Genomic DNA, 23,442 nt, shown 5'->3' with positions numbered 1-23,442 from the left:
GTGCTCTAGCGGCTCTGCCAACGCCTGAAGGTTCGGCAGTCGCCGAGTTTTCTTTAAAATGATTTTGAATATATTTATGATTTGATGTAAAAAGAAATATTATTGCACAAAAACTTTTCTTTGCATGTTTATAAAAAAACTCCTACAATAATTTGTGAACTTAAATATATTGTTAGAAAAATTTTTATCCCACCTTATTGGGCAGTGATACCCCACATCATGATTTTGAGTTTACAAAGAAGAGTAGTGAAGGGCTGTCCATAAAGGTCCGATTGGTTCAACTAACTATCCGTGGGAGAATGATCCCACGGATGAAACTTTATAAGGAGTGTTTTTCATGCCTCGTCCGTTTTGGTTTATTTTTATTGGTCATTTGATCAACACTACCGGAGGCTCTTTTTTATGGCCGTTAAATACCATTTATTTACACGACTATTTAGGAAAATCGTTATCTTTGGCAGGTTTTGTTTTAATGTTAAATGCGGCAGCTTCGGTCATTGGGAATTTGTTAGGCGGTTATTTGTTTGATAAAATTGGTGGTTTTAAGGCCATTATTACCGGTGCCGGAATTACACTGGCCGCATTAATTGCTCTAACATTTTCACATGGTTGGCCAAGTTATGCGATTCTACTTGTTTTTATCGGCTTGGGCTCCGGGGTTGTCAACCCTTCCATTTACGCTTTAGCCGGTGCAGCATGGAAAGATGGAGGCAGAAAAGCATTTAATGCGATGTATGTGGCGGCAAATATCGGTGTTGCTATCGGTTCCGCAATGGGAGGCTTTATTGCATCTATTTCTTTTGATTTAATTTTTATTTCCAATATGGTCTTATACCTTATCTTTTTTATCATTGCATTTATGTCTTATCGAAATATTTCCGATGAGGCTGTCAGTGGAATCTCCTCCATAAAAATTCAAGGAGAAAATGTACATCATTATAGACGGAATATGCGTGCCCTGCTTATTCTTTCTATTGGTTATGCACTTTGCTGGATTGCCTATGTTCAGTGGCAAACAACAATTGCAACGTACACGCAAGAAATTCATATTTCCCTTGAGCAATACAGCCTTCTGTGGACAGTGAACGGTGCATTAATTGTTTTGGCACAACCGCTATTGGCCGTATTTGTGAAAAAGTTTGCCCGATCTTTAAAAATACAAATTATCATCGGCACTTTCATATTCTTGGTTTCCTTTGGTGTTGTTGCCGTTTCTCACGATTTCAGCGGTTTTATGTCTGCAATGATTATTTTGACTTGTGGAGAGATGCTCGTTTGGCCGGCCATTCCGACTATCGCAGATCAATTGGCACCAAAAGGGAAAGAAGGATTTTACCAAGGTATTATTAACAGTGCTGCAACCGCAGGAAGGATGGTCGGACCGATTTTAGGTGGTATTCTTGTCGATCATTTTGGGATGTCTATCCTCATTATTATTTTATTTTTTCTGTACATTATTTCAATGTTTACAACGATTTTTTATGATAAAGGTTTGGACAAAAAATTTCAGACAAAAGTTGTGTAAAGCTGTCTTCACTGAATCGCTGCCTCATTTCGGGCAGCGATTTTTTTGCGGTTGATATTTTGGTGTGGCACTGGTGAAACTTAGGATACACTGTTGAATTAAGGTATCTTACTGTTGAAATCGGTGGGGGTACTGTTGAATTTTAAGAGTGCACTGTTGATTTTTTTCTATTTACTGTTGAATTTTTTCTATTTACTGTTGAATTCCCGTCTATCTACTGTTGAATTTTTTCCTTTTACTGTTGAATTGGCGGGGGTTACTGTTGAATTCAAGGGTGGGTTTATTGAATTGGGAATCTTGTTGTTGAAATATCGTGATGTCACTATTGAAATTGGTCCTATACTGTTAAATCCGGGTAAGATTGTTGAACTAGGCGAACTAAAAATTATTTTTAAAATATGTTAACTAATACTAAAAATAAGTTGACAAATACCTCCTTATTCATTATTTTTAAAATATCAACTGTTTAAAGGAGGTAACGCGAATGAAAACTATTGAAATCACATTGGTTAGTATGTTTGTTGTTTTAATTGCAATCGGAGCAAATATTACATCCATTATTCCCTTTGCGGTAGTAGGTGGGGTGCCGATCACTTTACAAACATTTTTTGCCGTGTTATCCGGTTTAATACTAGGGAGTCGCCTAGGTGCGATTACGACAAGTGTTTATGCATTTATGGGACTTGTCGGATTACCGGTTTTTGCCCGTTTTAGCGGTGGATTTGGTTCACTTCTTAGCCCAACCTTTGGCTTTATACTTTCTTTCATTTTGGCTGCTTACGTGGGCGGAAAAATTATTGAAAAGAAAAAAACTGTATCATGGTATGTTTTTGCATCATTAGTTGCCACTGCGATTAATTATTTATTCGGGACGAACTGGATGTATTTCGCTTATAAATTTTGGGCAGATGCACCGGACGGATTTTCATATGGATTGGCATGGCTTTGGATGTTGCCGCCGCTTCCTAAAGACATTATTCTTGCAGTAGTTGCCGGAATCTTTGCTCATCGCATGCGGGTTTCCATCCTTTCAAAAGGCCAATTCAAAAAATTGAAATTAGGTGCATAGCTTTGACAGAGAAACAAGGGGAAAAGGAGGAAATCTTGTGGATTGGAAAGAACTGGCATATGAAGTACTAAATGGCAAGGAAATAACATATGAAGAGGCATTATCAATATTACTAACACCTGATAAACAATTACTGGAACTTCTTCACGGTGCATATATCATTCGTCACCATTATTATGGAAATAAAGTGAAGTTAAATAAAATAAAAAATGTCAAATCAGGTATTTGTCCGGAAAATTGCAGCTACTGTTCGCAATCAAGCATTTCCAAAGCACCGATAGAAAAATATACGATGTTATCAAAAGAAGAAATCTTAGCCGGTGCGAAACAAGTTTATGATATGAAAATAGGTACGTATTGTATTGTTGCAAGTGGGAGAGGACCAAGTAATCGCGAAATTGAAACCGTTGCTGCAGCTGTCAAGGAGATAAAGGAGCGATATCCGTTAACGATTTGTACATGCTTAGGTATTTTAAAACCGGAACAAGCGGTAAAACTGAAGGAAGCCGGAGTCGATCGTTATAACCATAATATAAACACATCAGAAAGACATCATCCCGAAATTACCACTTCCCACACCTATCAAGATCGGATACATACTGTTGAAAGGGTAAAACAGGCGGGAATCTCTCCATGCTCAGGAATTATTGTTGGTATGAAAGAAAAGAAAGAAGACGTCGTTGATATGGCTTTCAGTTTAAAAGCTTTAGATGCTGATTCCATTCCAGTAAATTTCTTAAATGCCATAAGCGGGACCCCTTTGGAAGGAACAAAGGAATTAAATCCCCGGTATTGTTTAAAAGTATTAGCGATGATGCGGTTTGTCAATCCTTCAAAAGAAATTCGGATTGCCGGCGGTCGAGAAGTAAATCTACGCAGTCTGCAACCGCTCGGGTTATATCCGGCCAATTCAATTTTTGTTGGCGACTATTTAACTACAGAAGGTCAAGCAGATTCAGCCGATTTACGAATGTTGGATGATCTCGGTTTTGAAATTGACTTTAACTATCAATTCGTTTCGACCAGATAAGCTTTTAAAAACTATGTTCTCAGTCACCTGCCACTGACAAAGTTTAATCCCGATAGCATGGCAATGTAAGTTTATCCCGAGTTTAACGACAAATCAAACTTCAGTCTCAAAACTCGGGATAATAAGGGGAAGGAAAAGAGCAATTTTGCAAATGTCCGATTCATTTTTACTAAGTGAGAGATAGATGGCCCCTGTTGATTGTTAATGAGCGGGGTGAATTATCGAAATTTCTCGAACTTTGCTTGCTTTTTTCCAAATTTTTCACTATAATATTGCCATACTAACTGGATAAAAACGGTGACGAGGAGTAGTAATGTCCGCTGTTGTTCAAAGAGAGCTAACGGTCGGTGGGAGTTAGTCATCAGCAACATGAACTCGCCTCTGAGTTGCAAATATGAATTGAGTAATATTTGCCGGCTCGACCCACGTTACGGGCTAATCAAGTGAATATATTTCGGCATTATATGCTGATATATATTAAATTGGGTGGTACCGCGGGAGACAATCCTCTCGTCCCAAATCAGTTTTGGGATGGGGGGATTTTTATTTGTGAATGTTTTGAAAAGAAAGCTATTGGTCAAAATGGAGGATAATTGAAAAAGTTAAAGGAGGCAATTTCAGTGAGTTTCAACCATAGACAAATCGAGAAGAAATGGCAAAACTATTGGCAAGAACATCATACATTTCGAACAACCGAAGACAAAGATAAACCGAAATTTTTTGCAATGGGAATGTTTCCTTATCCATCAGGGGCAGGTCTTCACGTCGGACATCCGAAAAGTTTTACGGCGGTTGATATTACTGCACGTATGAAAAGAATGCAAGGCTATAATGTTCTTCATCCAATGGGCTGGGATGCGTTCGGATTACCTGCCGAACAATATGCAATTGATACAGGTAATGATCCGGCTGAATTTACTGAAAAAAATATTCAAACATTTAAGAAACAATTAAACGATCTAGGTTTTTCCTATGATTGGGAGCGGGAAGTGAATACAACCGATCCGAATTATTACAAATGGACCCAATGGATTTTTATCAAATTGTATGAAAAAGGGCTGGCTTATATTGATGAAGTGCCGGTTAACTGGTGTCCGGCGCTTGGAACAGTTCTTGCCAACGAAGAAGTCATCGATGGGAAAAGTGAACGCGGAGGCCACCCGGTAATTCGGAAACCGATGAAACAATGGATGTTAAAGATTACTGAATATGCCGATCGTCTATTGGAAGATTTGGATGAATTGGACTGGTCCGAAAGTATTAAAGAAATGCAACGGAACTGGATTGGCCGTTCAGAGGGTGCAGAAATTAACTTCCAAATTGACGGTCACGACGATACTTTCACCGTCTTCACAACACGTCCGGATACTTTGTTCGGTGCCACGTATGCGGTTTTGGCTCCAGAACATGTTTTAGTCGAGAAAATTACGACAGCTGAACAAAAGGATGCAGTTGAAGCGTACCTTAAAGAAGTCCAAACAAAATCTGACTTGGAGCGGACGGATTTGGCAAAAGAAAAAACGGGTGTATTTACCGGCGCTTATGCAGTGAATCCGGCAAGCGGTGAAAAAATGCCCATCTGGATTGCCGATTATGTGCTGGCCACTTATGGTACCGGGGCAATTATGGCGGTACCGGCACATGATGAACGTGACTATGAATTTGCGAAAAAATTTGATTTGCCGATCCGTGAAGTTGTTGCCGGCGGGGATATTCAAAAAGAAGCGTATACCGGTGACGGCGTGCATGTAAATTCCGGATTTCTTGATGGTTTGAATAAACAAGATGCCATTGCAAAAATGATTGCTTGGGTAGAAGAAAAAGGCATCGGGCAGAAAAAAGTTCAATACAAATTGCGTGACTGGTTGTTCAGCCGTCAACGCTATTGGGGTGAACCGATTCCGATTATTCATTGGGAAGACGGTACCATGACAACTGTTCCGGAAGAAGAATTGCCGCTGCTTTTACCGGAAATGAAAGAAATTAAACCGTCCGGAACCGGGGAATCACCGCTTGCCAATGCGACAGACTGGTTGGAAGTCATTGATCCGGTGACAGGCAAAAAAGGACGTCGGGAAACAAATACAATGCCACAGTGGGCCGGTAGCTGCTGGTATTATCTCCGCTACATCGATCCGAACAATGATCAATTTATCGCAGATCCGGAAAAATTGAAATATTGGTTGCCGGTTGATTTGTACATCGGTGGAGCTGAACATGCAGTCCTACACTTGCTATATGCCCGGTTCTGGCATAAAGTACTATACGATATTGGGGTAGTACCTACGAAGGAACCATTCCAAAAATTGGTTAACCAAGGAATGATCCTCGGTGAAAATCATGAAAAAATGAGTAAATCGAAAGGCAATGTTGTAAACCCGGATGAAATTGTGGAAAGCCACGGAGCCGATACATTGCGCTTGTATGAAATGTTCATGGGACCGCTGGAAGCATCCGCACCTTGGTCAACAACCGGACTTGACGGTTCGCGCCGGTTCTTGGACCGGATTTGGCGTCTCTTTGTTAACGAGGATGGCACGCTTTCTGATAAGATTGTCGACAAAGTTGGCGATGAATTGGAAAAAACATATCACCGTACCGTGAAGAAAGTGACGGAGGATTATGAAGGCCTTCGTTTTAACACAGCAATTTCCCAATTAATGGTATTTATCAATGAGGCCTATAAAGTTGGGGAAGTACCGCGGAAATTTGCGGAAGGATTTTTGCAATTGTTATCACCGGTTTGCCCGCATATCGCTGAGGAGCTATGGTCAAAATTAGGGCATCATGAATCGATTACTTTTTCGACTTGGCCGACTTTTGACGAAAGTAAATTAGTTGATAATGAAATCGAAATTGTTATTCAAGTGAATGGCAAAGTTCGGGCTAAGAAAATGGTGCCGGTGGATAGCAGTAAGGAGCAATTGGAGGAATTGGCAAAAGCGGATGAAGCCATTCAAGCCCAATTGGCCGGGAAAACAATCCGTAAAGTGATTGCCGTACCGGGAAAATTGGTAAATATCGTGGCAAATTAATTTTGGAAAAAGGTCATCTTTTACGGATGACCTATTTTGACGACGAGGGCGAATCTCGTCACCATTTTGGGGTGAAAAAGTCTCATTTTCGACGACGAGACCTATTCTCGTCACCAATTTGAGGTGAAAACTGCTCTATTTTGGCGGCGAAACCCGATCTCGTCATCATTTTTCGGTGAGAAACGCTCTTTTTTGACGACGAGCCTCGTTTCTCGTCGCCACTTTTGGGCGGAAAACTCAATTTTTTGACGACGAGCCCTATTCTCGTTACCATTTTTCGGTGAGAAACGTTCTTTTTTGACGACGAGACTAATTCTCGTCACCGTTTTTTGGTGAAAACCGCTTAATTTTGACGACGAGGGCGAATCTCGTCACCATTTTGAGGCGAGAAACTTGAATTTTTGGCGACGAGCCCCGTTCTCGTCACCGTTTTTGGGTGAGAAATGCTTGTTTTTGACGACGAGCCCCGTTCTCGTCACCATTTTTCGGTGAGAAACGCTCTTTTTTGGCGACGAGACTCAATCTCGTCACCTTTTTTTGGTGAAAACCGCTTAATTTTGACGACGAGGGCGAATCTCGTCACCATTTTGAGGCGAGAAACTTGAATTTTTGGCGACGAGCCCTATTCTCGTCACCATTTTGAGATGGAAAAGTCTCAATTTTGGCGACGAGCCCTGTTCTCGTCGTCGTTTTGAGCCGAAAACCACCCATTTTTGACGACGAGCCTCGAACTCGTTACCAATTTGAAGTGGAAACTTCCTTTTTTTGACGAAGAGACCCTTTCTCGTCGCTAATTTTGTTATAATAAAAGATTTACGTATCCCATCACTAATTAACCAAGTCAAACTAATCCTCGTTACTGAATCTATTATGCTAAAATGAACGCATGATATTTTTTACAAAGGATGATGGAAGATGAAGGTCATTACGCCTGAAGAACTTGAAGTAAAAATAGAAAAAGGGGAAAAGCTGCACATCATTGACGTTCGTGAACCAGAAGAAATAGCAGAAGGAATGGTTCCGGGTGCGAAACATATCCCAATGATGCAAATTCCGGAACGAATGACAGAGCTTGACAAAGATAAAGAATATATTTTCATTTGCCGTTCGGGAAATCGGAGCGGGCAAGTGTGTGGATTTTTAGAAGGCCATGGCTATAAAGTCGTCAATATGATTGGCGGAATGCTTGAGTGGACCGGTGAATTAGAATGGAATGAGCAAAATTCATAAAATTTTTAAATAAAGTGTTATAAAATTCGGATAACTTGGCCATGATGAAAATAACAATAGTGAAAGTGCTTTGTTTGTTGGCGGAACTTCTCTTGTAAATCCGGACAATAAAACTTAGTCTACTTTTTCACCAATATTTTTATATTTTCCTATACTGTAAAAAAGGAGTTAAAGGAAAATGGTCAAGGTAAAGGTATTCGATTATGAACATGAAAAAGACTTGGAACATGAAATGAATAATTTTTTAGGAAAACTTGATGAAGATCAGCTAATAGATATTAAATATCATGTTGCGGCAATGTATGAAGAAGATGATGAAGATCAAATCTATTGTTTTTCGGCTATGGTTATTTATCGGAAATGAGTTGAAAAAAACCAGGAACACAGTGCTCCTGGTTTTTTACTCGTTTTCCAGTTTTAAAGCAAATTTTGCCGCATTTAAGCCTGCAAGTCTTCCGGTGACAAGAGCCGACGTAATATTATATCCCCCTGTGTAGCCGTGAATATCCAAAATTTCCCCGCAAAAATAAAGTCCTTCCATTTTTTTCGATGCAATTGTCTTTGGCTCGACTTCTTTTATAGAAATTCCACCGCCTGTTACAAAGGCTTTTTCTAAAGGTAAGGTACCGTTAACAGTAAAGCGGAAATCTTTACAAAGTTGAGCGAGCTTTCGGAGCTTCTCTTTTGCAATGGTGTTCATCGGCTGGTCTTGGTCAATTTCTGCTTGCTCCAATAAAAATAAAAGGTAACGTTCCGGTAAAAGACCTTTCAAAGCATTTTTGACCGCTTTTTTCGCTTCTTCTTTTACATGAGAAACAATTTCCTGAAAAATTTCTTCTTCGGTCCGGTCAACAATTGTGTCCAGTTTCATGGTTACATGTGACAGATTCCATTTTTTCATTGCTTTAACGACAAATTGGCTGCACCGTAAAACAGCCGGTCCGGAAATACCGAAATGGGTAAAAATCATATCCATTTGATGGGTAATAATCGGTTTTCCTTTTGGATTTAATACCGATAAAGCTACATTTCGAAGCGATAATCCTTGTAATGTACGATTTTTTATAAAAGGTTCATCCGAAAGTAAAGGAACTTCTGTCGGGTAGAGTTCAGTTACTGTATGTCCGGCTTTTTCCGCCCAAGGATATCCGTCACCTGTAGAACCGGTGTGAGGGACCGATTTACCGCCGACCGCAACAACGACAGAGCGGGCCTTTATTTTTTCACCATTTTTTAAAATAACTTCTGCCACATGACCGTCTTCGTAATTGATATCCGCAACAGGGGTATTTGTTCTAATCATTACGTCAAGTTCTTTCAATCGGTTCAGTAATGCATTGACGACTGATTTTGCATCGTTTGTGACCGGAAACATCCGTCCGTGATCCTCTTCTTTCAGCTTCACACCTAAATTTTCAAAGAATTTTATAATGTCCTCATTGTTAAAAATAGAGAAGGCACTGTAAAGAAAGCGGCCGTTCCCGGGAATATGTTTAACAATTTCATCAACCGGAAGACGGTTTGTTACATTGCAGCGCCCGCCACCGGAAATAGCAAGCTTTCGACCAAGCTTATCACCTTTATCGACAAGCAACACGTTCGCCCCTGTTTCTCCTGCTGCAATTGCCGCCATCAATCCACTCGGACCGCCACCTATTACGAATACATCTACATTCAAAACAATCACCTTTTTCATTATCAGGTTATAACTTCATTCATTATATAAAAGGGGAAATCAGAAAGAAAGTGGATTTAAGTTTTTTTACTGATAGATCAAGGTGGGTGATCGTACAGGGTGAAATCAGCAGTTCCCATGGCGACTTGACAGTACCGCTGCCGAATTCAACCGTAAGATATCTTAATTTATTCAACAGTCCCCCCATCTAATTCACCAGTAAAAAGAGAAAAATAAACAGCAAACAAGCCTTAATTCAATAGTAAAAATGAAAAATTCAACAGCAGGGCACCTATAATCAACAGCAACCTATCGAATTCATCAGCAGATTCCTCAAATTCAACTACGGAAGGAAAAATTCAACAACAAATCACTTGAATTTCGACAGAAAAATAAAAAAAGCAGTTCAATCTGCTTCATCCCTAAAAAGTTCGCAAAAAATATAAAAGTAAATTGTCAATTCAATATAAAAACATGTAAACTAGATTAGTGTATTTTAACGTAAAAATTTGTCATAATGTTGAGCAGATAATATTATTAAAAGAGAAAAACTGTTAGGTTGGGATTGTATGGGTTCAAAATTTATGCGGGGTACGTTTATTCTGACCCTTGGTACATATATTTCAAAATTTCTTGGCTTAATATACATAATTCCTTTTTTTGCATTGGTTGGAGATAATGGTAACGCACTCTATAATTACGGATATGTACCGTATACGATTTTTATTAGTATTGCGACGGCGGGCATTCCTTTAGCTGTTTCCAAGTTTATTTCCAAATACAATGCCTTGGAAGAGTATGGTGTTGGGCGGAAATTATTTAAGTCAGGCTTGGTTGTCATGCTTTTGACAGGCTTGGCTTCATTTATCATTCTTTATTTATTGGCTCCGACATTTGCTGATATTATCATTGCAGATAAAGATCAAATAATAAAGTCTGATGATGTTGTGTCAGTTATTCGGGCAGTCAGCTTTGCATTAATCATTGTCCCGTTTATGAGTCTCATACGTGGTTTCTTTCAAGGGCATCAATCCATGGGACCGTCTGCTGTGTCACAAGTCGTTGAGCAAATTGTTCGGGTTGCATTTCTTTTAATCGGGGCACTTGTCGTTTTAAAAGTATTTCATGGTTCTGTTGTTACAGCTGTCCAAGTGGCGACATTTGCAGCCTTTGTTGGTGCGATCGGCAGTTTAATTGTTTTACTATGGTATTGGTATAAGCGAAAACCGTATTTGGATGAATTGTTACGAAAAGATAAGGGAACTATTCAAATATCCTTAAAAGAGATTTATAAAGAGATTTTTATATCGGCAATTCCGTTTGTTGTCGTTGGGATCGCGAATTCCTTATTTCAATTAGTCGATCAGTTAATCCATAATCAGGCAATGGCAAATATCGGTTTGGCAAAAATTGCTGATGCAAGTCTTGCAGCTTTAAACGTAAATTCACATAAAATTGTCATTATCCCTGTATCACTGGCGACCGCCTTTTCCGTTTCGCTTGTCCCATCAATTACCGATGCGTTTGTTAATCATCGTGAAAAGCAATTGAAATCACAAATGAATCAAACGTTTCAAGTGTTATTGTTTTTAACATTGCCTGCATCGATTGGAATTTCTATTTTGGCCGAACCGTTTTATACATTCTTTTATAAGCCGGATCCATTCGGTACCAAAATTTTAATGATATATGCACCGGTTGCCATCCTTTTTGCCCTATTTTCCGTAACCGCTGCGATTTTACAAGGGTTAAATCAACAAAAATTTACGGTGTTCAGCTTGTTGTTAGGGCTTTTGTTTAAACTTATTTTAAATACACCGATGATTGAGCGATTTCAAACGTTCGGGGCGATTTATGCTACCGTTATCGGATATTCAGTCACAATCATAATCAATTTGATCGTGATAAAATATTTTGCCAATTATAAATATCGTCTTGTATTCCGACGGGGGATTTTGATTATTATATTTAATGTAATTATGGGTATTTCTGTTTTTCTGTTTTATAAACTAATCACCCTATTCATAGCACCGGAAACAAAATCCATGTCATTACTGATTATTTTGGTCTGTACAATAATTGGAGCGGTTATTTATTTTTACTTGAGTTTCAAGTCACGCTTATTGTATTTCTTGTTTCCTGAACAAATGCAAAGTTTGAAAAAGAAGTTATCTAGTTAGAGTCAAACTTACATCAGCGGAGGAAATCGTTCCCCCGCTGATCGTTAGTTGACGAATCATGTCTTTAGCTGACCTGGTTGGATGTCTCTAGGTGCGTGTCCTGAACTTTTCAAATTAAAAACCTAAACGTCTTTCTACTCTGCGAAGTCGGTTTTCCAAGCGGTCGACTTCCCGTTCCAAACGGTTTACATTCCTTTCTAATCTGTCAATTCGGGTTTGTGTACCTGTTCCCGGAAAGCCGGGGGAAAATTGTCCGGTTTGCCCCGGGGTTTGAAATTGCCCCTGTCCCGGAAATTGTCCCGGGGTTTGAAATTGATCCATTCCTGGAAATTGTCCTTGGCCGGGAAATTGATATTGCCGGTAGTAATCAATCATAAACATAACCTCCTCTATAATCTCAGTAATTAGTGTATGTGCATATAACTAAAAGGGACTGATTGGAATGCCTAATTCTTGATTAAAAAAGAGGTGGTTTGCTTTAATAAGTTTTTGGTAATGGAGATAAGAAAATTTAGTCTAAAGTATGGGCAAAAATATATGATCTGCTTTAAATTTTTGGGAATGGAGTTAAGAAAATTTAGCCTGATTCGTGGAAAAAAATATATGGTCTGCTTTAAATTTAGGGAATGGTTTTAAGAATTTTTACCCTAATGTGCAATCGAAAAATATCGTTTGCTAAGAAATTTGCATGTGGATGAAAGAGTATATTGGCTAATTTGTGGTCATTAAAGGGTCCAATATCTTTTCCTATGTAAAAACATGGGAAGAATGTCATTATAGCCGAAAGACGTTAGGAGGCTGTTAAATGCGAATTGATAAAATTTTGGCAAATATCGGCTATGGGAGCCGGAAAGAAGTGAAAAAGTTATTAAAGAATCGGGTGGTAACTGTAAATGGAGAGACCGTGACAGATGCGAAAACTCATGTCGACCCAAAAAAAGATGAAATGACTGTTTATGGGGAAAAAATTGAATACAAAGAATATATTTATTTAATGATGAATAAACCGGCCGGTGTGATTTCCGCGACAGAAGACGTCCGTGAGAAAACCGTGATTGATTTGTTAGGAATGGAGGATGCTGTTTATGAGCCTTTTCCCGTTGGACGACTCGATAAAGATACAGTGGGTCTGTTGCTTCTAACGAATGACGGGGGATTGGCGCATCAGCTGTTGTCACCGAAAAAGCATGTACCGAAAACGTATTATGCATTAGTGGATGGAACCATTACGGAGGAAGACAAAAAAGCGTTTGCAGCCGGAATTAAGCTTGATGATGGTTATGTCACAAAGCCTGCTCAACTCAATATTTTACGGAGCGGTGAAATTCGGTCGGAAATTGAATTGACGATTACAGAAGGGAAATTTCATCAAGTGAAACGCATGTTTGAAGCGGTAGGAAAAAAAGTAGTTTATCTAAAGCGGCTTTCCATGGGACCGATTAAGCTGGATGGGGATTTAGCTGAAGGGGAATATCGAGAACTGACCGATGAAGAAATCGATCTTCTGAAAAATAGGCAATGACCTGTTTTTTATAATTATGAAGTGCGGGCTGAAAAAAATCGCCAATTAAAGGCGATCCCTATATAAATCTTTATATCTAAGATGAAATTCTCACTTTTTTATCTGTCGTTGTCCATTTGCCTCGGCTTGGGCTTGTAACTAAGCCATTATATGCCAAAACATTTAAATCTCTTTGAATGGTCCGAGGAGTCGTGCCAAACTCGTCAACTAATTCCTGTGTTGACACCGTTCCGTTTTCATAAATAAACATGTATACGGATTTGATTCGAGTTAGCATTCGGTCTGTTGAGTTTTTCAAAAAACCACACCCCTATAAAATTATTAATTGGCGAACTGCAAACGACAACGGGGAATAGCATCCCTGTTCTCTGAGACTCTGCACAACTATCGTCGGCAGGTTCTTATCTACGCAAACTTCTCCTAATTGCACCTTTTCCATTTTAGTAAAACCTAACTTCTCAATGGAGTAATACAGCACATAGAACCATTTGTTTTGATAAGGATTTTTACTAACAATGCATGTTCCAATAAATTACTTTCACATTAGGATAAGGCTCGACTAAAAACTTTTGCTTACCATTCATATCTAAGAAAATATTTTTCCTCATATCATCTCAATAGCTATATCATGAGGTTTCATGACATTGATTTCTGATAAATGGAAAATGTAATACTAATATTATAACGAATTGACATTTAAATTGCCAGTCTTTTTATATTATTAGAAAATAAATTTTTTTGAACAAATTGTTGAATATCTTGTTAAATTTGTCCACACAAACGGTCACTAAAACTTCCTCTTATGGTTAAAAGAAAGTCAAAGATGGAAAGGAGGGGGAAGATAAGTGCCGTAAGTGCTCGATTGGTTTAACTAATCATCAGTAGGATGAGACCCCCACTGATGGAAGGCTCACTCTATTGTCAAGAATTATGTAATGACGGTCTTTTCTAATAGTTACGTAAGATTTTCGGAAGTTTAATAGAAAGCTAATAAAATATTCACCTCCTTTTTTGCCATTATATGAATAATGTTATAAAATATTCAAAGAAATTCATTCAATAGATGTTTGAATGGTAATAGGTTATTTTCTTATACGTTTAAGAATAAATTTCCAGCAAAGGTGAGATTTCACTTAAATGTAGGCTGATTTCAACGAAGGGAAGGGAGAACATTGGGAAAAGTTATTTTTAATGGTCATATTGTTGATCGGGAAAAAGCGATCATTCATATTGAGGATCGCGGATTTCAGTTTGGTGACGGTGTTTATGAAGTAATCAGGATTTACAATGGAAAGCCTTTTACATTAAAAGAGCATATTGATCGGCTTTATGCAAGTGCCCAAAAAATTTATATGGAGATTCCTTATTCTAAACAAGAAATAACGGATTTAATTATCAATTTGCTTGAACAAGAGAATGCTTCTACATGTAATCTGTATTTGCAAATTTCAAGAGGTGTAGTTCCCAGAAATCATGTTATTCCTGAAACGGTTTCACCCACCTTGATCGGTTATCTTATGCCCGGTACTCGTCCGGTTGATTTAATGAAAACCGGGGGGAAAGCCGTTATTACGGAGGATTTACGCTGGCATTATTGTGATATAAAGTCGATCAGTTTGTTAGGAGCTGTTTTGGCAAAGAAAAAAGCAACGGATGCCGGCTGTCTGGAAGCAATTTTACATCGAGATGGCATCATTACAGAGGGTAGTTCGACCAATATATGGATGGTTCAAAACGGGAAGCTATTTACTCATCCGGCTAATCAATTTATTTTAAATGGGATTACCAGACAAAAAGTAATTTCATTGCTTGACTTCAACCAACTGCCTTATGAAGAAACCGGTTTTACTGTGGAACAATTACAAAATGCCGACGAGCTGTTTTTAACGAGTACGACAATGGAAATCATCCCGATTGTTGAAGTAGATGGTGTAAAAATTGGAAACGGGACGCCAGGGGATGTAACGAGAAAACTTCAAACATTATTTGAACAAGAAATAGAGCATGAATGTGGTCATCTTTTAAGCAAGGTGGAATAATTGTCTCTTACAAATATACTTCTACACGAAACGGAATGGCCAAAGATAAGATAATTTTTTAACAATTACAGTTTGTTTATTTATAAATCTTTGAGTACTACTCCCTTTTTTGGTGTACAATAAATAATGAATAAAAATGTACGAGGGAGTACCATTATGAAAGGGAATCATTATTTTTTTGCCGTAAAATTACCGAGTGAAGCGAAGAAATTTATTCACCAATGGGTTATGACGAATAAAGAGCATTTTCCGTTTAAACGTTGGGTCCATCCCGAAGATTATCATATCACCCTTGCTTTTTTAGGGGATCAAGAAATAGAAATGTTAGAAAGAGCAATCGCTGCTGTTGAAAAAATCGCAAAGGAAGAAAAACCATTTGAGCTTACTTTTCATCAGTTGGGGACATTTGGAAAGGCGACGGAACCGCGGATTTTTTGGCTGGATGTTAAAACTTGTGAACGGTTAACAGGTATACAGAAAAACGTGTATAATCAATGTATAAAACTCGGGTTTTCTCTTGATAAAAAACCATTCCGCCCTCATATTACATTAGCCAGAAAATGGGGTGGAACCGATCCTTTCCAAATGAACCTGCTGGATCTGTATAGCTTCCGGAAATCTTTTTCATTTTCTGTTAATCAAATTGTTTTATATGAAACACATCTTGATCAAACGCCAAAATATAAAGAATATCATGTGTTTCAACTGGATGCTTGATGGTAAGAAAAAGAACATGCCGTCTGTGACCGGACAATAAAGCGTATGTATAGGCTGTTCTTCAGTATTTTTTCTGATGTATTAAAAAGGAAGGGTAGAAATAATGGGACAATTGATAAAACTGCAAGACTATGTTTCCAGATATGAACTGGATATATATAAATATCCTTCCCGCTTTATTCGTTTGAAAAGATTGCAGTGGCAGCAATTGTATAAAGCTTGGGATGAAGGCGTATTAGTAAATTCAAGCCCTGAAATAATTAGTACAGCGACTGAAGAACCGTCAGGGAAGGAAAAAATCTGGGGAAAAATGAAATCGGTATTTACAAAAAATAAAGAAGAATGGCAGGAAGATGCTGCGGGTCAAGTCAAGGAATGGACAATAATAGACGATGAAGACGCGAACATGAACAGATTTCCATTCCAGTTTGAAACAATGCCTAAAACAGTTGACGAGTTAAAGTACCAATTTTTGGAGGAAATATTTAAAGTACAAATTCAGTGGGCAAGTTCAACCGTTTTTGAACAATCGAATGTCGACATTTCTTATTTTTGGGAAAAAAACCTGAAATATTTTATGTTACGGTTCCCGGATACATTTTTATTTTTGTATAAACCGGTATTTTCTTTAAAAAAGGCCGAGATTCAAACCGAGACCATTTTGTTAACCCCGTTGGAAGTTGTTTGTATAAAATTTATAGAATCAGAGGATCAAGCAGTCTATATAGGCTCGGAAGACCATTTTTGGGAAAAAAGGGTTAATCATCAACGGAAAAAATTTTTAAACCCACTTATTGCATTAAATCGTACGGAATCGATTATAAAAGGAATATGGAAGCAAGCAAATATTGATTTTCCGATATCAAAAGTATTGATCAGCCGCAACGGTTTCATTGATTTTCCGTCTGCTCCGTACGGAATTACATTGGTTGACCATCGGAACTATCCCGAATGGTTTGAAAGAATGCGAGAATTTAAAGCACCAATGAAAAACGGACAATTGAAAGCGGCCAGAGCTTTACTTATTCATTGTCATTCTGTTTCCAAGTCAAGAATTTACTAAATCATCCCACTACAAAGTTTGCGCTCGCATTTTTGTGTAAATATATTCCATATGGCAGGATTTAGGAAATTTTGACTTGACGCAAACGTTCACAAAGGGATACAATCATAAAGTCACTATTATTGAACGGCAACTTTATCATTTTTTCTTTTCTATATACGATGCATTATTAGGGACCAAAGAGCAGCATTGAGGGTGAACACGGTGGAACATATACTTGAAAATGGTTGGGTGTTAGAACCGGCCGGCGGTTTAACAGGTGAGGCTTTCATCGCTTCTCATGAAAACAAAAAACTATTTATAAAACGAAATTCATCACCATTTTTGGCCGTGCTTTCTGCTGAAGGAATTGTTCCCAAATTGATTTGGACAAAGCGGTCGGAAAGTGGGGATGTGTTTACTGCACAAAAATGGATCAAGGGCAGAAAACTTGAACCGAATGATATGAGTGGTGAAGATGTTGCCAAATTATTAAAAAAAATTCATCGTTCAAAGCCTCTTTTATCAATGATGAAAAGATTAGGAAAAACACCTTTTTCCCCTGAAATATTACTTACTCAACTACAGAGCAAACTTAATGCGAACTTAATAAAAGAATTCGCTATTTCCAAGACGATTCGTTACTTGGAGCAACATGTACCTGAAATACGACCGAATAATTGGGCAGTTTGCCATGGAGATATGAATCATAATAATTGGATGATTACCGATGAGAATGAATTATTTTTAATTGATTGGGAAAGTGCCATTATCGGGGATCCGGCTTTCGATCTTGGACCGTTATTATATTGGTACGTACCCGAGGATGAATGGGAAAATTGGTTAAATAATTATGGGATATACTTGACTGATTCCATCTATAATCGTTTAAAATGGTATGTTTATTATCAGACGCTCTTATCGATTCAATTTTTTGATAGTAAAGGAAATGAAAAAGATCGTGTATTTTGGCTTGAATATTTAGACACAATCAAGTAAGATGTACGAAGAAAACCGACTGAAACAATCTCCCTAATTTCGAAGTCAGGGAGATTTTTTCACGTTATCTGAATTGAACTAACTGAATTGATTAATCTGGTCTACCCAAGAGTTTAATTGATCTTGGTGATTTGATATATGTTCATCAAGATGTTGGGTATATTTTCCATTCTGACCGTATGAATAAATTTCGCTTAGTATTGCTTTTCCGGTTTGATCAATATTTTGATTAACCATCAAAGCCTTGGCGAGTCGTTCAATTTGTTCACATTCTGATACAGATCCGCAGCAATCTTTAGAATGGTTTTGTAAAATATCTTTTAACAAATTCATTTGATCAGTGTATTGGATAGGCATCATGATTCCCCCTTGATGAGATCTTTTATAATATAAAGAAAACTTCGGCGTCAGGGCCTTTAAGCTGTATCAACAAAGCATTGCGCTTTTAGCCGATCGATTTGTACGTCGCTAAGTTGGCGCTGCTGTTTTTCTTATCATATAACAAATTTCAGTTTTTATACTTAATGATTGATGCAAAAATAAGTAATACATTTAACAAAAGAGGTGGCAAGATGCGATTAAGAAATAAACCGTGGGCAAAAGAAAAATTGTTGAACTATCCGCAATTTGTTGTACATCATCCGGAAACGTGGAAGGAAAAATGGCATGACCTTTTTGGTAATAATCACCCTATTCATATAGAAATTGGTACGGGAAAGGGGCGTTTTATTACGGAAATGGCAAAGGCGAATCCTGAAATCAATTATATCGGGATTGAGGCGTATACAAGCGTGATTGTTTCGGCATTGGACCGTGCCATTGAAGCTGAAGTACCGAATTTAAAATTGCTCAATATGAATGCCCAAAAATTGATTGATGTTTTCGGTCCGGGTGAAATTGACCGTCTTTACTTAAATTTTTCCGATCCGTGGCCAAAAAATAAGCATGAGAAGCGGAGGCTTACTTATAAATCATTTTTAGACATGTACGCGAAGGTTTTGGTTAGTGGAGGCGAACTGCATTTTAAAACAGATAATCAAGCTTTGTTTGAATATTCCCTTATTAGTTTTTCTGAATACGGACTGAAATTGAAATATATTAGCCTTGATTTACACAATAGTGATTTTCAAGGGAATATAATGACCGAATATGAAGAGAAATTTTTACAAAAAGGGAATCGGATTTATCGTTGTGAAGTGCAATTTCCTACAATTAGCAAATAAAAATTTAGATAGATTTTATTTTTTGTAATGTTTGGTTTTCCGTATGATTAGTTTGCCAAATAAGTTGACTGTGCCGCGGACAAACAAAGTTTTCAGCGACTATTTCTCGTAACGAAAATATTGCTCATAAAATTTTTTTTGGAAATTTAATAATAAATTCTTTCCTTATAAAAAAGTTTCGTTTTATAATAGTATATAAAGATAAGTTTATTTTATAAGGAAAGAAGGAATTTTATGTCTGATCGTTATCAAGAAAAAAATTCATTCAAGGAGATTTTTCAGAATTATATATTTATAACAATTGGTGCAATTATATTTGCTTATGGATTGGAAACATTTTTAGTTCCCAATCAAGTGATCGATGGCGGCGTTGTCGGTATATCATTAATTTTAGATGAACTCATTGTACCTATCCCTTTCAGTATTTTCCTCGTTGTTTTAAATATTCCTTTTTTATTCATCGGCTACAAGCAAATCGGGAAATCGTTTGCATTCCAAAGTTTATACGGGATTATTTTGGCATCCATTTTTACGGAATTATTTCACCATGTTGAGCCAATCACTGACGATCCGTTGTTGGCAGCGATCTTTGGCGGAATCGTACTCGGGGTCGGTGTCGGCACGGTTTTGCGAAATAATGGCGCACTCGACGGCACAGAGATTTTAGCCACTTTAATCAGTAGTAAAACCTCATTTTCTGTTGGACAAGTTGTTATGATTTTTAATATTTTCATTCTTGGTAGCGCCGGTTTCGTATTTAGTATTGACAGTACATTTTACTCGTTAATTGCTTACTTTATCGCTTTTAAAGTTATTGATATTGTTATTGTTGGTATGAATGAATCGAAATCCGTCTTGATTGTCTCGGATAAATATAAAGAAATCGGTGAAGCTTTGTTGAATCGTTTAGGGAGAACAGTTACATATTTCACCGGTGAGGGAGGCTACAGCGGAGAGGAGAAGAAGGTCATTTATTGTGTGATAACCCGCTTGGAGGAAGCAAAATTAAAAGCGATTGTTCGCTATTTTGATCCGAATGCTTTTTTGGCTATGACGGATGTTAGCGATGTAAAAGGTGGGCAATTCAAAAAGAAAAGCATTCATTGATTTTCGAATCATTGGTAAAAATCTAATTTTTTTCCAACCCCCCTAGACGGAAAATAGATTTTACTTGTAATAATATTTAACTTTAGATTAATATTTTGATAAATAAGGTTTTCCGGAAAGGGTGGGAGAATGGAACAATTACATATTGGGAAAATAAGGTTGACTTGGCTGAATGGTGGCGTGACCCATTTGGACGGCGGGGCCATGTTCGGGGTTGTCCCGAAACCGTTATGGACGAAAAAATATGCAGTTAACGATAAAAACCAAATTGAGTGCCGAACAGATCCAATTCTTGTTGAAGTAAATGGAAAACGCTTTTTAATCGAATCAGGAATCGGCAATGGAAAATTAACGGATAAGCAAAAAAGAAATTATGGTGTTACAGAGGAATCTAAGATCGATGAATCATTGGCTGAACTTGGATTGAAAAGAACCGATATCGATGCGGTATTGATGACTCATCTTCATTTTGATCATGCGAGTGGATTAACTTTACCAAAAGAAGATAAGTTTGTACCCGGTTTTCCAAATGCGATCATTTATTGTACAGAAACGGAATGGGATGAAATGCGGAATCCGAATATACGCTCAAAATCAACCTATTGGGAAAATAATTGGAAGGGAATTGAAGACCAAGTTGAAACCTTTCATAATGAATTAGAAATTGTACCCGGTATCCGCATGGTTCATACAGGCGGGCACAGTAACGGTCATGCAATTATAATCATGGAATCAGAGGGGGAAACGGCCATCCATCTGGCTGACCTGTTACCGACACATGCACATCAAAATGTACTTTGGGTAATGGCCTATGACGATTATCCAATGAACTCCATCGCTGAAAAGCAAAAGTGGATTCTTTATGCAGAGGAACATAATGCTTGGTTTACCTTTTATCATGATGCTGTTTATCGTGCGCTTAAATGGGATATTCAAGGGAATATCGTTCAGTCGATTGCGATCCAAAAAAATTAATTTTTAACCTGTCGCAAAAATTACTTTAAAACGGCGATTGAGTTATCAAGAAAAAACCCAGGGATGTTTCAGCAATCCTGGGTTTTCGTATCATATTGAGATGTCCGGTTTGAAATTTTTTTAAAATGGGCGTAAAACCCTTACGCCTATAGCCTAGTGGTAGTTTAAACGATTGACCATTCCAAAATTTCCCCTGTATTGGCATCGGCTAAAAATTCAAAATGTTTTTCATCATTGTCTTCTATTTTCGTAATCCCGCCACGGTACGCTTGATATGTGAATGAGTTTTGATTCAAAGTTTCGGGTTTAGTCATAATCCATGATCCGGTCACTTTCCCATTTGCCCCTGCAGTGTTTTTTATGAGATGTAAAATTTCTTCAGATGTAAATTTGCTGCGGTTTTCTGTCATTGCTTTGCTTGAGAGAAATCCAAAAGCGATTCCGCACATGATCCCGGCAAGAAAACTTTTTTTGTTCATTCATTTCGCCTCCTACTATGAAAAAGTATACCTAGTTTTCAGATAAAATACTATAGCTAATTTTAGTTTGGTATATAAAGAAAACCGGTTTTTTATCCTACCTTAACGGCGAGTCAAGTCTCCACCTTAAAATTTTCGAGTTTACAAAGAGGATAGATGGGGGAATTGCTCGTAAAGGTCCGATTGGTTTAACTATCTATTAGTGGAGTGGAAAACCCCCACTGATAGGAGTTTCACTTATCGTAAGTGTCCGATTTTCTTCAAGTTTCATTTTATGGCATAAGCGATAAAAGTTCTGTAAAATAAACAATGTACATATTTTTCGTAATCCTAAAGAAATGAGGTAATAATGTGAATCAAGAGACATTGGATTTATTTAAAGTGTTAACTGAACTTCCGGGAACTTCCGGAAATGAACATTTTGTCCGAAATTTTATGCGAGAACAGTTGACGAAATATGCGGATGAAATTGTTCAAGATGGTCTGGGGAGTATTTTTGGAATAAAACATAGTGAAAAAGACGGTCCGAAGATTATGGTCGCCGGTCATATGGATGAAGTCGGTTTTATGGTTACAGCGATAACAAAAAACGGAATGATCCGTTTTCAGCCTTTAGGTGGTTGGTCACCCCAAGTATTACAAGCACAACGCGTCCAAATATTTACGGACAATGGGCCGGTGGATGGTGTGATCGGCTCGATTCCCCCACACTTATTAAGAGGTACTGAAAATAAGAACAAAGTAACAGAAATAAAAGACTTATTAATTGATATCGGTGCCGACGATAAAGAAGACGCTTTACGTATCGGAATTAAGTCCGGGCAACAAATTGTCCCGATTTGCCCGTTTACACCGCTTGCCAATCCGAAGAAAATCATGGCAAAAGCTTGGGACAACCGCTATGGCTGTGGACTTGCCATTGAACTTTTAAAAGAGCTTCAAGGAGTGACATTGCCTAACACATTATATTCCGGAGCGACCGTTCAAGAAGAAGTAGGTTTACGCGGGGCAAGAACTTCCGCATACATGATTAAACCGGATTTATACTTTGCTTTGGATGCCAGTGCGGCAAATGATATGACCGGTGATAAAAACCAATTTGGTCATCTGGGTGAAGGTGTGCTTCTTCGCATTTATGATCCAACCATGGTCACACATCGGGGGTTACGGGAATTCATATTAGATATGGCAGAATCGAATCATATACCGTATCAATATTTTGTTTCCGGTGGCGGTACGGACGCGGGTCAAGTTCATCTTGCCAATGAAGGAGTACCAAGTGCGGTAATCGGAATTTGTGCACGGTATATTCATTCGCATGCATCCATTATTCATGTTGATGATTATTTGGCAGCGAAAGAATTGCTTATCAAACTTGTCAAAGCCGCTGATAAAACAACGGTTGCGAGTATAAAAGCCAATGTATAACCATCGATTTGCGTATATTTCCTTGATCAAGCTTAATCGAAAGCTATTTACGCAAGCAGCGGAACTGAATAAGATCGTAAATTGAAATCCTTATTCTTAGGGGGCTCACGTTTTCCGCTTTACCCGGAAACGCCCCCAATCATTGAGTTCTTTCTATATTTATATAT

24 protein-coding genes and 1 other annotated feature are annotated in these 23,442 nt (G+C 38.0%); of the genes, 17 read left to right on the top strand and 7 right to left on the bottom strand.

What is annotated here, in order from left to right; translation table 11 throughout:
* The first annotated feature begins 337 nt into the window (after nt 1-337).
* The 5 genes from NSQ14_RS13880 to leuS all read left to right on the top strand — a co-directional run bounded on the left by NSQ14_RS13880 (nt 338) and on the right by leuS (nt 6,659).
* Entirely contained in the window at nt 338-1,525 is a 1,188-nt protein-coding gene (locus NSQ14_RS13880) for an MDR family MFS transporter (protein ID WP_251250003.1), read from the top strand.
* Between the two features lie 135 nt (nt 1,526-1,660).
* Nucleotides 1,661-1,930, top strand: coding sequence for a hypothetical protein (locus NSQ14_RS13875; RefSeq protein WP_328168313.1), 270 nt, complete (start codon nt 1,661-1,663; stop codon nt 1,928-1,930).
* 79 nt (nt 1,931-2,009) lie between these two features.
* On the top strand, nt 2,010-2,594 hold the full coding sequence (locus NSQ14_RS13870) for a biotin transporter BioY (protein ID WP_034771875.1): 585 nt from the start codon (nt 2,010-2,012) through the stop codon (nt 2,592-2,594).
* 37 nt (nt 2,595-2,631) lie between these two features.
* On the top strand, nt 2,632-3,624 hold the full coding sequence (gene bioB / locus NSQ14_RS13865; protein WP_346216495.1) for a biotin synthase BioB: 993 nt from the start codon (nt 2,632-2,634) through the stop codon (nt 3,622-3,624).
* 288 nt (nt 3,625-3,912) lie between these two features.
* Nucleotides 3,913-4,145: a binding site (T-box leader), on the top strand.
* Between the two features lie 99 nt (nt 4,146-4,244).
* Nucleotides 4,245-6,659 carry a leucine--tRNA ligase gene (gene leuS, locus NSQ14_RS13860; RefSeq protein WP_328168310.1) on the top strand — a complete coding sequence of 805 codons (2,415 nt, stop codon included), beginning with the start codon at nt 4,245-4,247 and terminating at the stop codon, nt 6,657-6,659.
* A gap of 82 nt (nt 6,660-6,741) precedes the next feature.
* Here the strand turns inward: leuS and NSQ14_RS13855 are convergent, their stop codons facing one another.
* Together NSQ14_RS13855 and NSQ14_RS13850 are read right to left on the bottom strand one after the other, a co-directional pair.
* Nucleotides 6,742-6,933 (bottom strand): hypothetical protein, encoded by a 192-nt coding sequence (locus tag NSQ14_RS13855; RefSeq protein ID WP_346216494.1) that lies wholly within the window; start codon nt 6,931-6,933, stop codon nt 6,742-6,744.
* 277 nt (nt 6,934-7,210) lie between these two features.
* Entirely contained in the window at nt 7,211-7,504 is a 294-nt protein-coding gene (locus NSQ14_RS13850) for a hypothetical protein (protein ID WP_041845712.1), read from the bottom strand.
* 70 nt (nt 7,505-7,574) lie between these two features.
* On the opposite strand from NSQ14_RS13850, the gene NSQ14_RS13845 reads away from it, so the two are divergent.
* Entirely contained in the window at nt 7,575-7,889 is a 315-nt protein-coding gene (locus tag NSQ14_RS13845) for a rhodanese-like domain-containing protein (RefSeq protein WP_034771871.1), read from the top strand.
* A 178-nt stretch (nt 7,890-8,067) separates the two neighbouring features.
* Nucleotides 8,068-8,253, top strand: a complete 186-nt coding sequence (locus tag NSQ14_RS13840; protein ID WP_034771870.1) for a sporulation protein Cse60 — start codon at nt 8,068-8,070, stop codon at nt 8,251-8,253.
* 36 nt (nt 8,254-8,289) lie between these two features.
* Here NSQ14_RS13840 and NSQ14_RS13835 read toward each other — a convergent pair whose 3' ends face one another.
* On the bottom strand, nt 8,290-9,567 hold the full coding sequence (locus NSQ14_RS13835; protein WP_152618001.1) for an NAD(P)/FAD-dependent oxidoreductase: 1,278 nt from the start codon (nt 9,565-9,567) through the stop codon (nt 8,290-8,292).
* Nucleotides 9,568-10,133: 566 nt separating this feature from the next.
* Here NSQ14_RS13835 and NSQ14_RS13830 point away from each other — a divergent pair.
* The gene (locus NSQ14_RS13830) at nt 10,134-11,744 is read left to right on the top strand and encodes a putative polysaccharide biosynthesis protein (protein WP_034771868.1); all 1,611 of its coding nucleotides are present in this window, start codon (nt 10,134-10,136) and stop codon (nt 11,742-11,744) included.
* 114 nt (nt 11,745-11,858) lie between these two features.
* On the opposite strand, the gene NSQ14_RS13825 is transcribed toward NSQ14_RS13830, so the two are convergent.
* Nucleotides 11,859-12,119 (bottom strand): hypothetical protein, encoded by a 261-nt coding sequence (locus tag NSQ14_RS13825; RefSeq protein ID WP_346216493.1) that lies wholly within the window; start codon nt 12,117-12,119, stop codon nt 11,859-11,861.
* Nucleotides 12,120-12,549: 430 nt separating this feature from the next.
* Between NSQ14_RS13825 and NSQ14_RS13820 the strand changes: the two genes are divergently transcribed.
* Nucleotides 12,550-13,266, top strand: coding sequence for a pseudouridine synthase (locus NSQ14_RS13820; protein ID WP_270578639.1), 717 nt, complete (start codon nt 12,550-12,552; stop codon nt 13,264-13,266).
* 76 nt (nt 13,267-13,342) lie between these two features.
* Here NSQ14_RS13820 and NSQ14_RS13815 read toward each other — a convergent pair whose 3' ends face one another.
* Nucleotides 13,343-13,564, bottom strand: coding sequence for a DeoR family transcriptional regulator (locus NSQ14_RS13815; RefSeq protein ID WP_041845709.1), 222 nt, complete (start codon nt 13,562-13,564; stop codon nt 13,343-13,345).
* 874 nt (nt 13,565-14,438) lie between these two features.
* Here NSQ14_RS13815 and dat point away from each other — a divergent pair.
* From dat to NSQ14_RS13795, 4 genes are all read left to right on the top strand, one after another.
* Nucleotides 14,439-15,305 carry a D-amino-acid transaminase gene (dat, locus tag NSQ14_RS13810; RefSeq protein WP_034771863.1) on the top strand — a complete coding sequence of 289 codons (867 nt, stop codon included), beginning with the start codon at nt 14,439-14,441 and terminating at the stop codon, nt 15,303-15,305.
* Nucleotides 15,306-15,461: 156 nt separating this feature from the next.
* A complete protein-coding gene (gene thpR, locus NSQ14_RS13805; protein ID WP_041902929.1) occupies nt 15,462-16,022 on the top strand; it encodes an RNA 2',3'-cyclic phosphodiesterase in 561 nt (186 codons plus the stop codon).
* A 103-nt stretch (nt 16,023-16,125) separates the two neighbouring features.
* Nucleotides 16,126-17,085, top strand: a complete 960-nt coding sequence (locus tag NSQ14_RS13800) for an NERD domain-containing protein (protein WP_251245956.1) — start codon at nt 16,126-16,128, stop codon at nt 17,083-17,085.
* A 204-nt stretch (nt 17,086-17,289) separates the two neighbouring features.
* A complete protein-coding gene (locus tag NSQ14_RS13795; protein WP_034771860.1) occupies nt 17,290-18,063 on the top strand; it encodes a phosphotransferase family protein in 774 nt (257 codons plus the stop codon).
* Between the two features lie 78 nt (nt 18,064-18,141).
* Here the strand turns inward: NSQ14_RS13795 and NSQ14_RS13790 are convergent, their stop codons facing one another.
* The gene (locus NSQ14_RS13790; protein ID WP_034771859.1) at nt 18,142-18,420 is read right to left on the bottom strand and encodes a YtzH-like family protein; all 279 of its coding nucleotides are present in this window, start codon (nt 18,418-18,420) and stop codon (nt 18,142-18,144) included.
* A gap of 215 nt (nt 18,421-18,635) precedes the next feature.
* Here NSQ14_RS13790 and trmB point away from each other — a divergent pair, with 215 nt between their 5' ends.
* From trmB to NSQ14_RS13775, 3 genes are all read left to right on the top strand, one after another.
* Nucleotides 18,636-19,286: a tRNA (guanosine(46)-N7)-methyltransferase TrmB gene (gene trmB / locus NSQ14_RS13785; protein WP_041845704.1), complete on the top strand. Its 651-nt coding sequence runs from the start codon at nt 18,636-18,638 to the stop codon at nt 19,284-19,286.
* 234 nt (nt 19,287-19,520) lie between these two features.
* A complete protein-coding gene (locus NSQ14_RS13780) occupies nt 19,521-20,393 on the top strand; it encodes a YitT family protein (RefSeq protein WP_346216492.1) in 873 nt (290 codons plus the stop codon).
* A 129-nt stretch (nt 20,394-20,522) separates the two neighbouring features.
* Nucleotides 20,523-21,368 (top strand): YtnP family quorum-quenching lactonase, encoded by an 846-nt coding sequence (locus tag NSQ14_RS13775; RefSeq protein ID WP_346216491.1) that lies wholly within the window; start codon nt 20,523-20,525, stop codon nt 21,366-21,368.
* 164 nt (nt 21,369-21,532) lie between these two features.
* Here NSQ14_RS13775 and NSQ14_RS13770 read toward each other — a convergent pair whose 3' ends face one another.
* On the bottom strand, nt 21,533-21,847 hold the full coding sequence (locus tag NSQ14_RS13770; protein WP_034771855.1) for a PepSY domain-containing protein: 315 nt from the start codon (nt 21,845-21,847) through the stop codon (nt 21,533-21,535).
* A gap of 351 nt (nt 21,848-22,198) precedes the next feature.
* Here NSQ14_RS13770 and NSQ14_RS13765 point away from each other — a divergent pair, with 351 nt between their 5' ends.
* Complete coding sequence (locus NSQ14_RS13765) at nt 22,199-23,275, top strand: M42 family metallopeptidase (protein ID WP_311316014.1); 1,077 nt, start codon at nt 22,199-22,201, stop codon at nt 23,273-23,275.
* The last annotated feature ends 167 nt before the right edge of the window (nt 23,276-23,442 follow it).

This window comes from Caldifermentibacillus hisashii (genome assembly GCF_039654145.1).
GTDB lineage: Bacteria > Bacillota > Bacilli > Bacillales > Caldibacillaceae > Caldifermentibacillus > Caldifermentibacillus hisashii.
The sequence above is the reverse complement of the archived record's forward strand: the minus strand, read 5'-3'. Positions and strand labels throughout refer to the sequence as shown.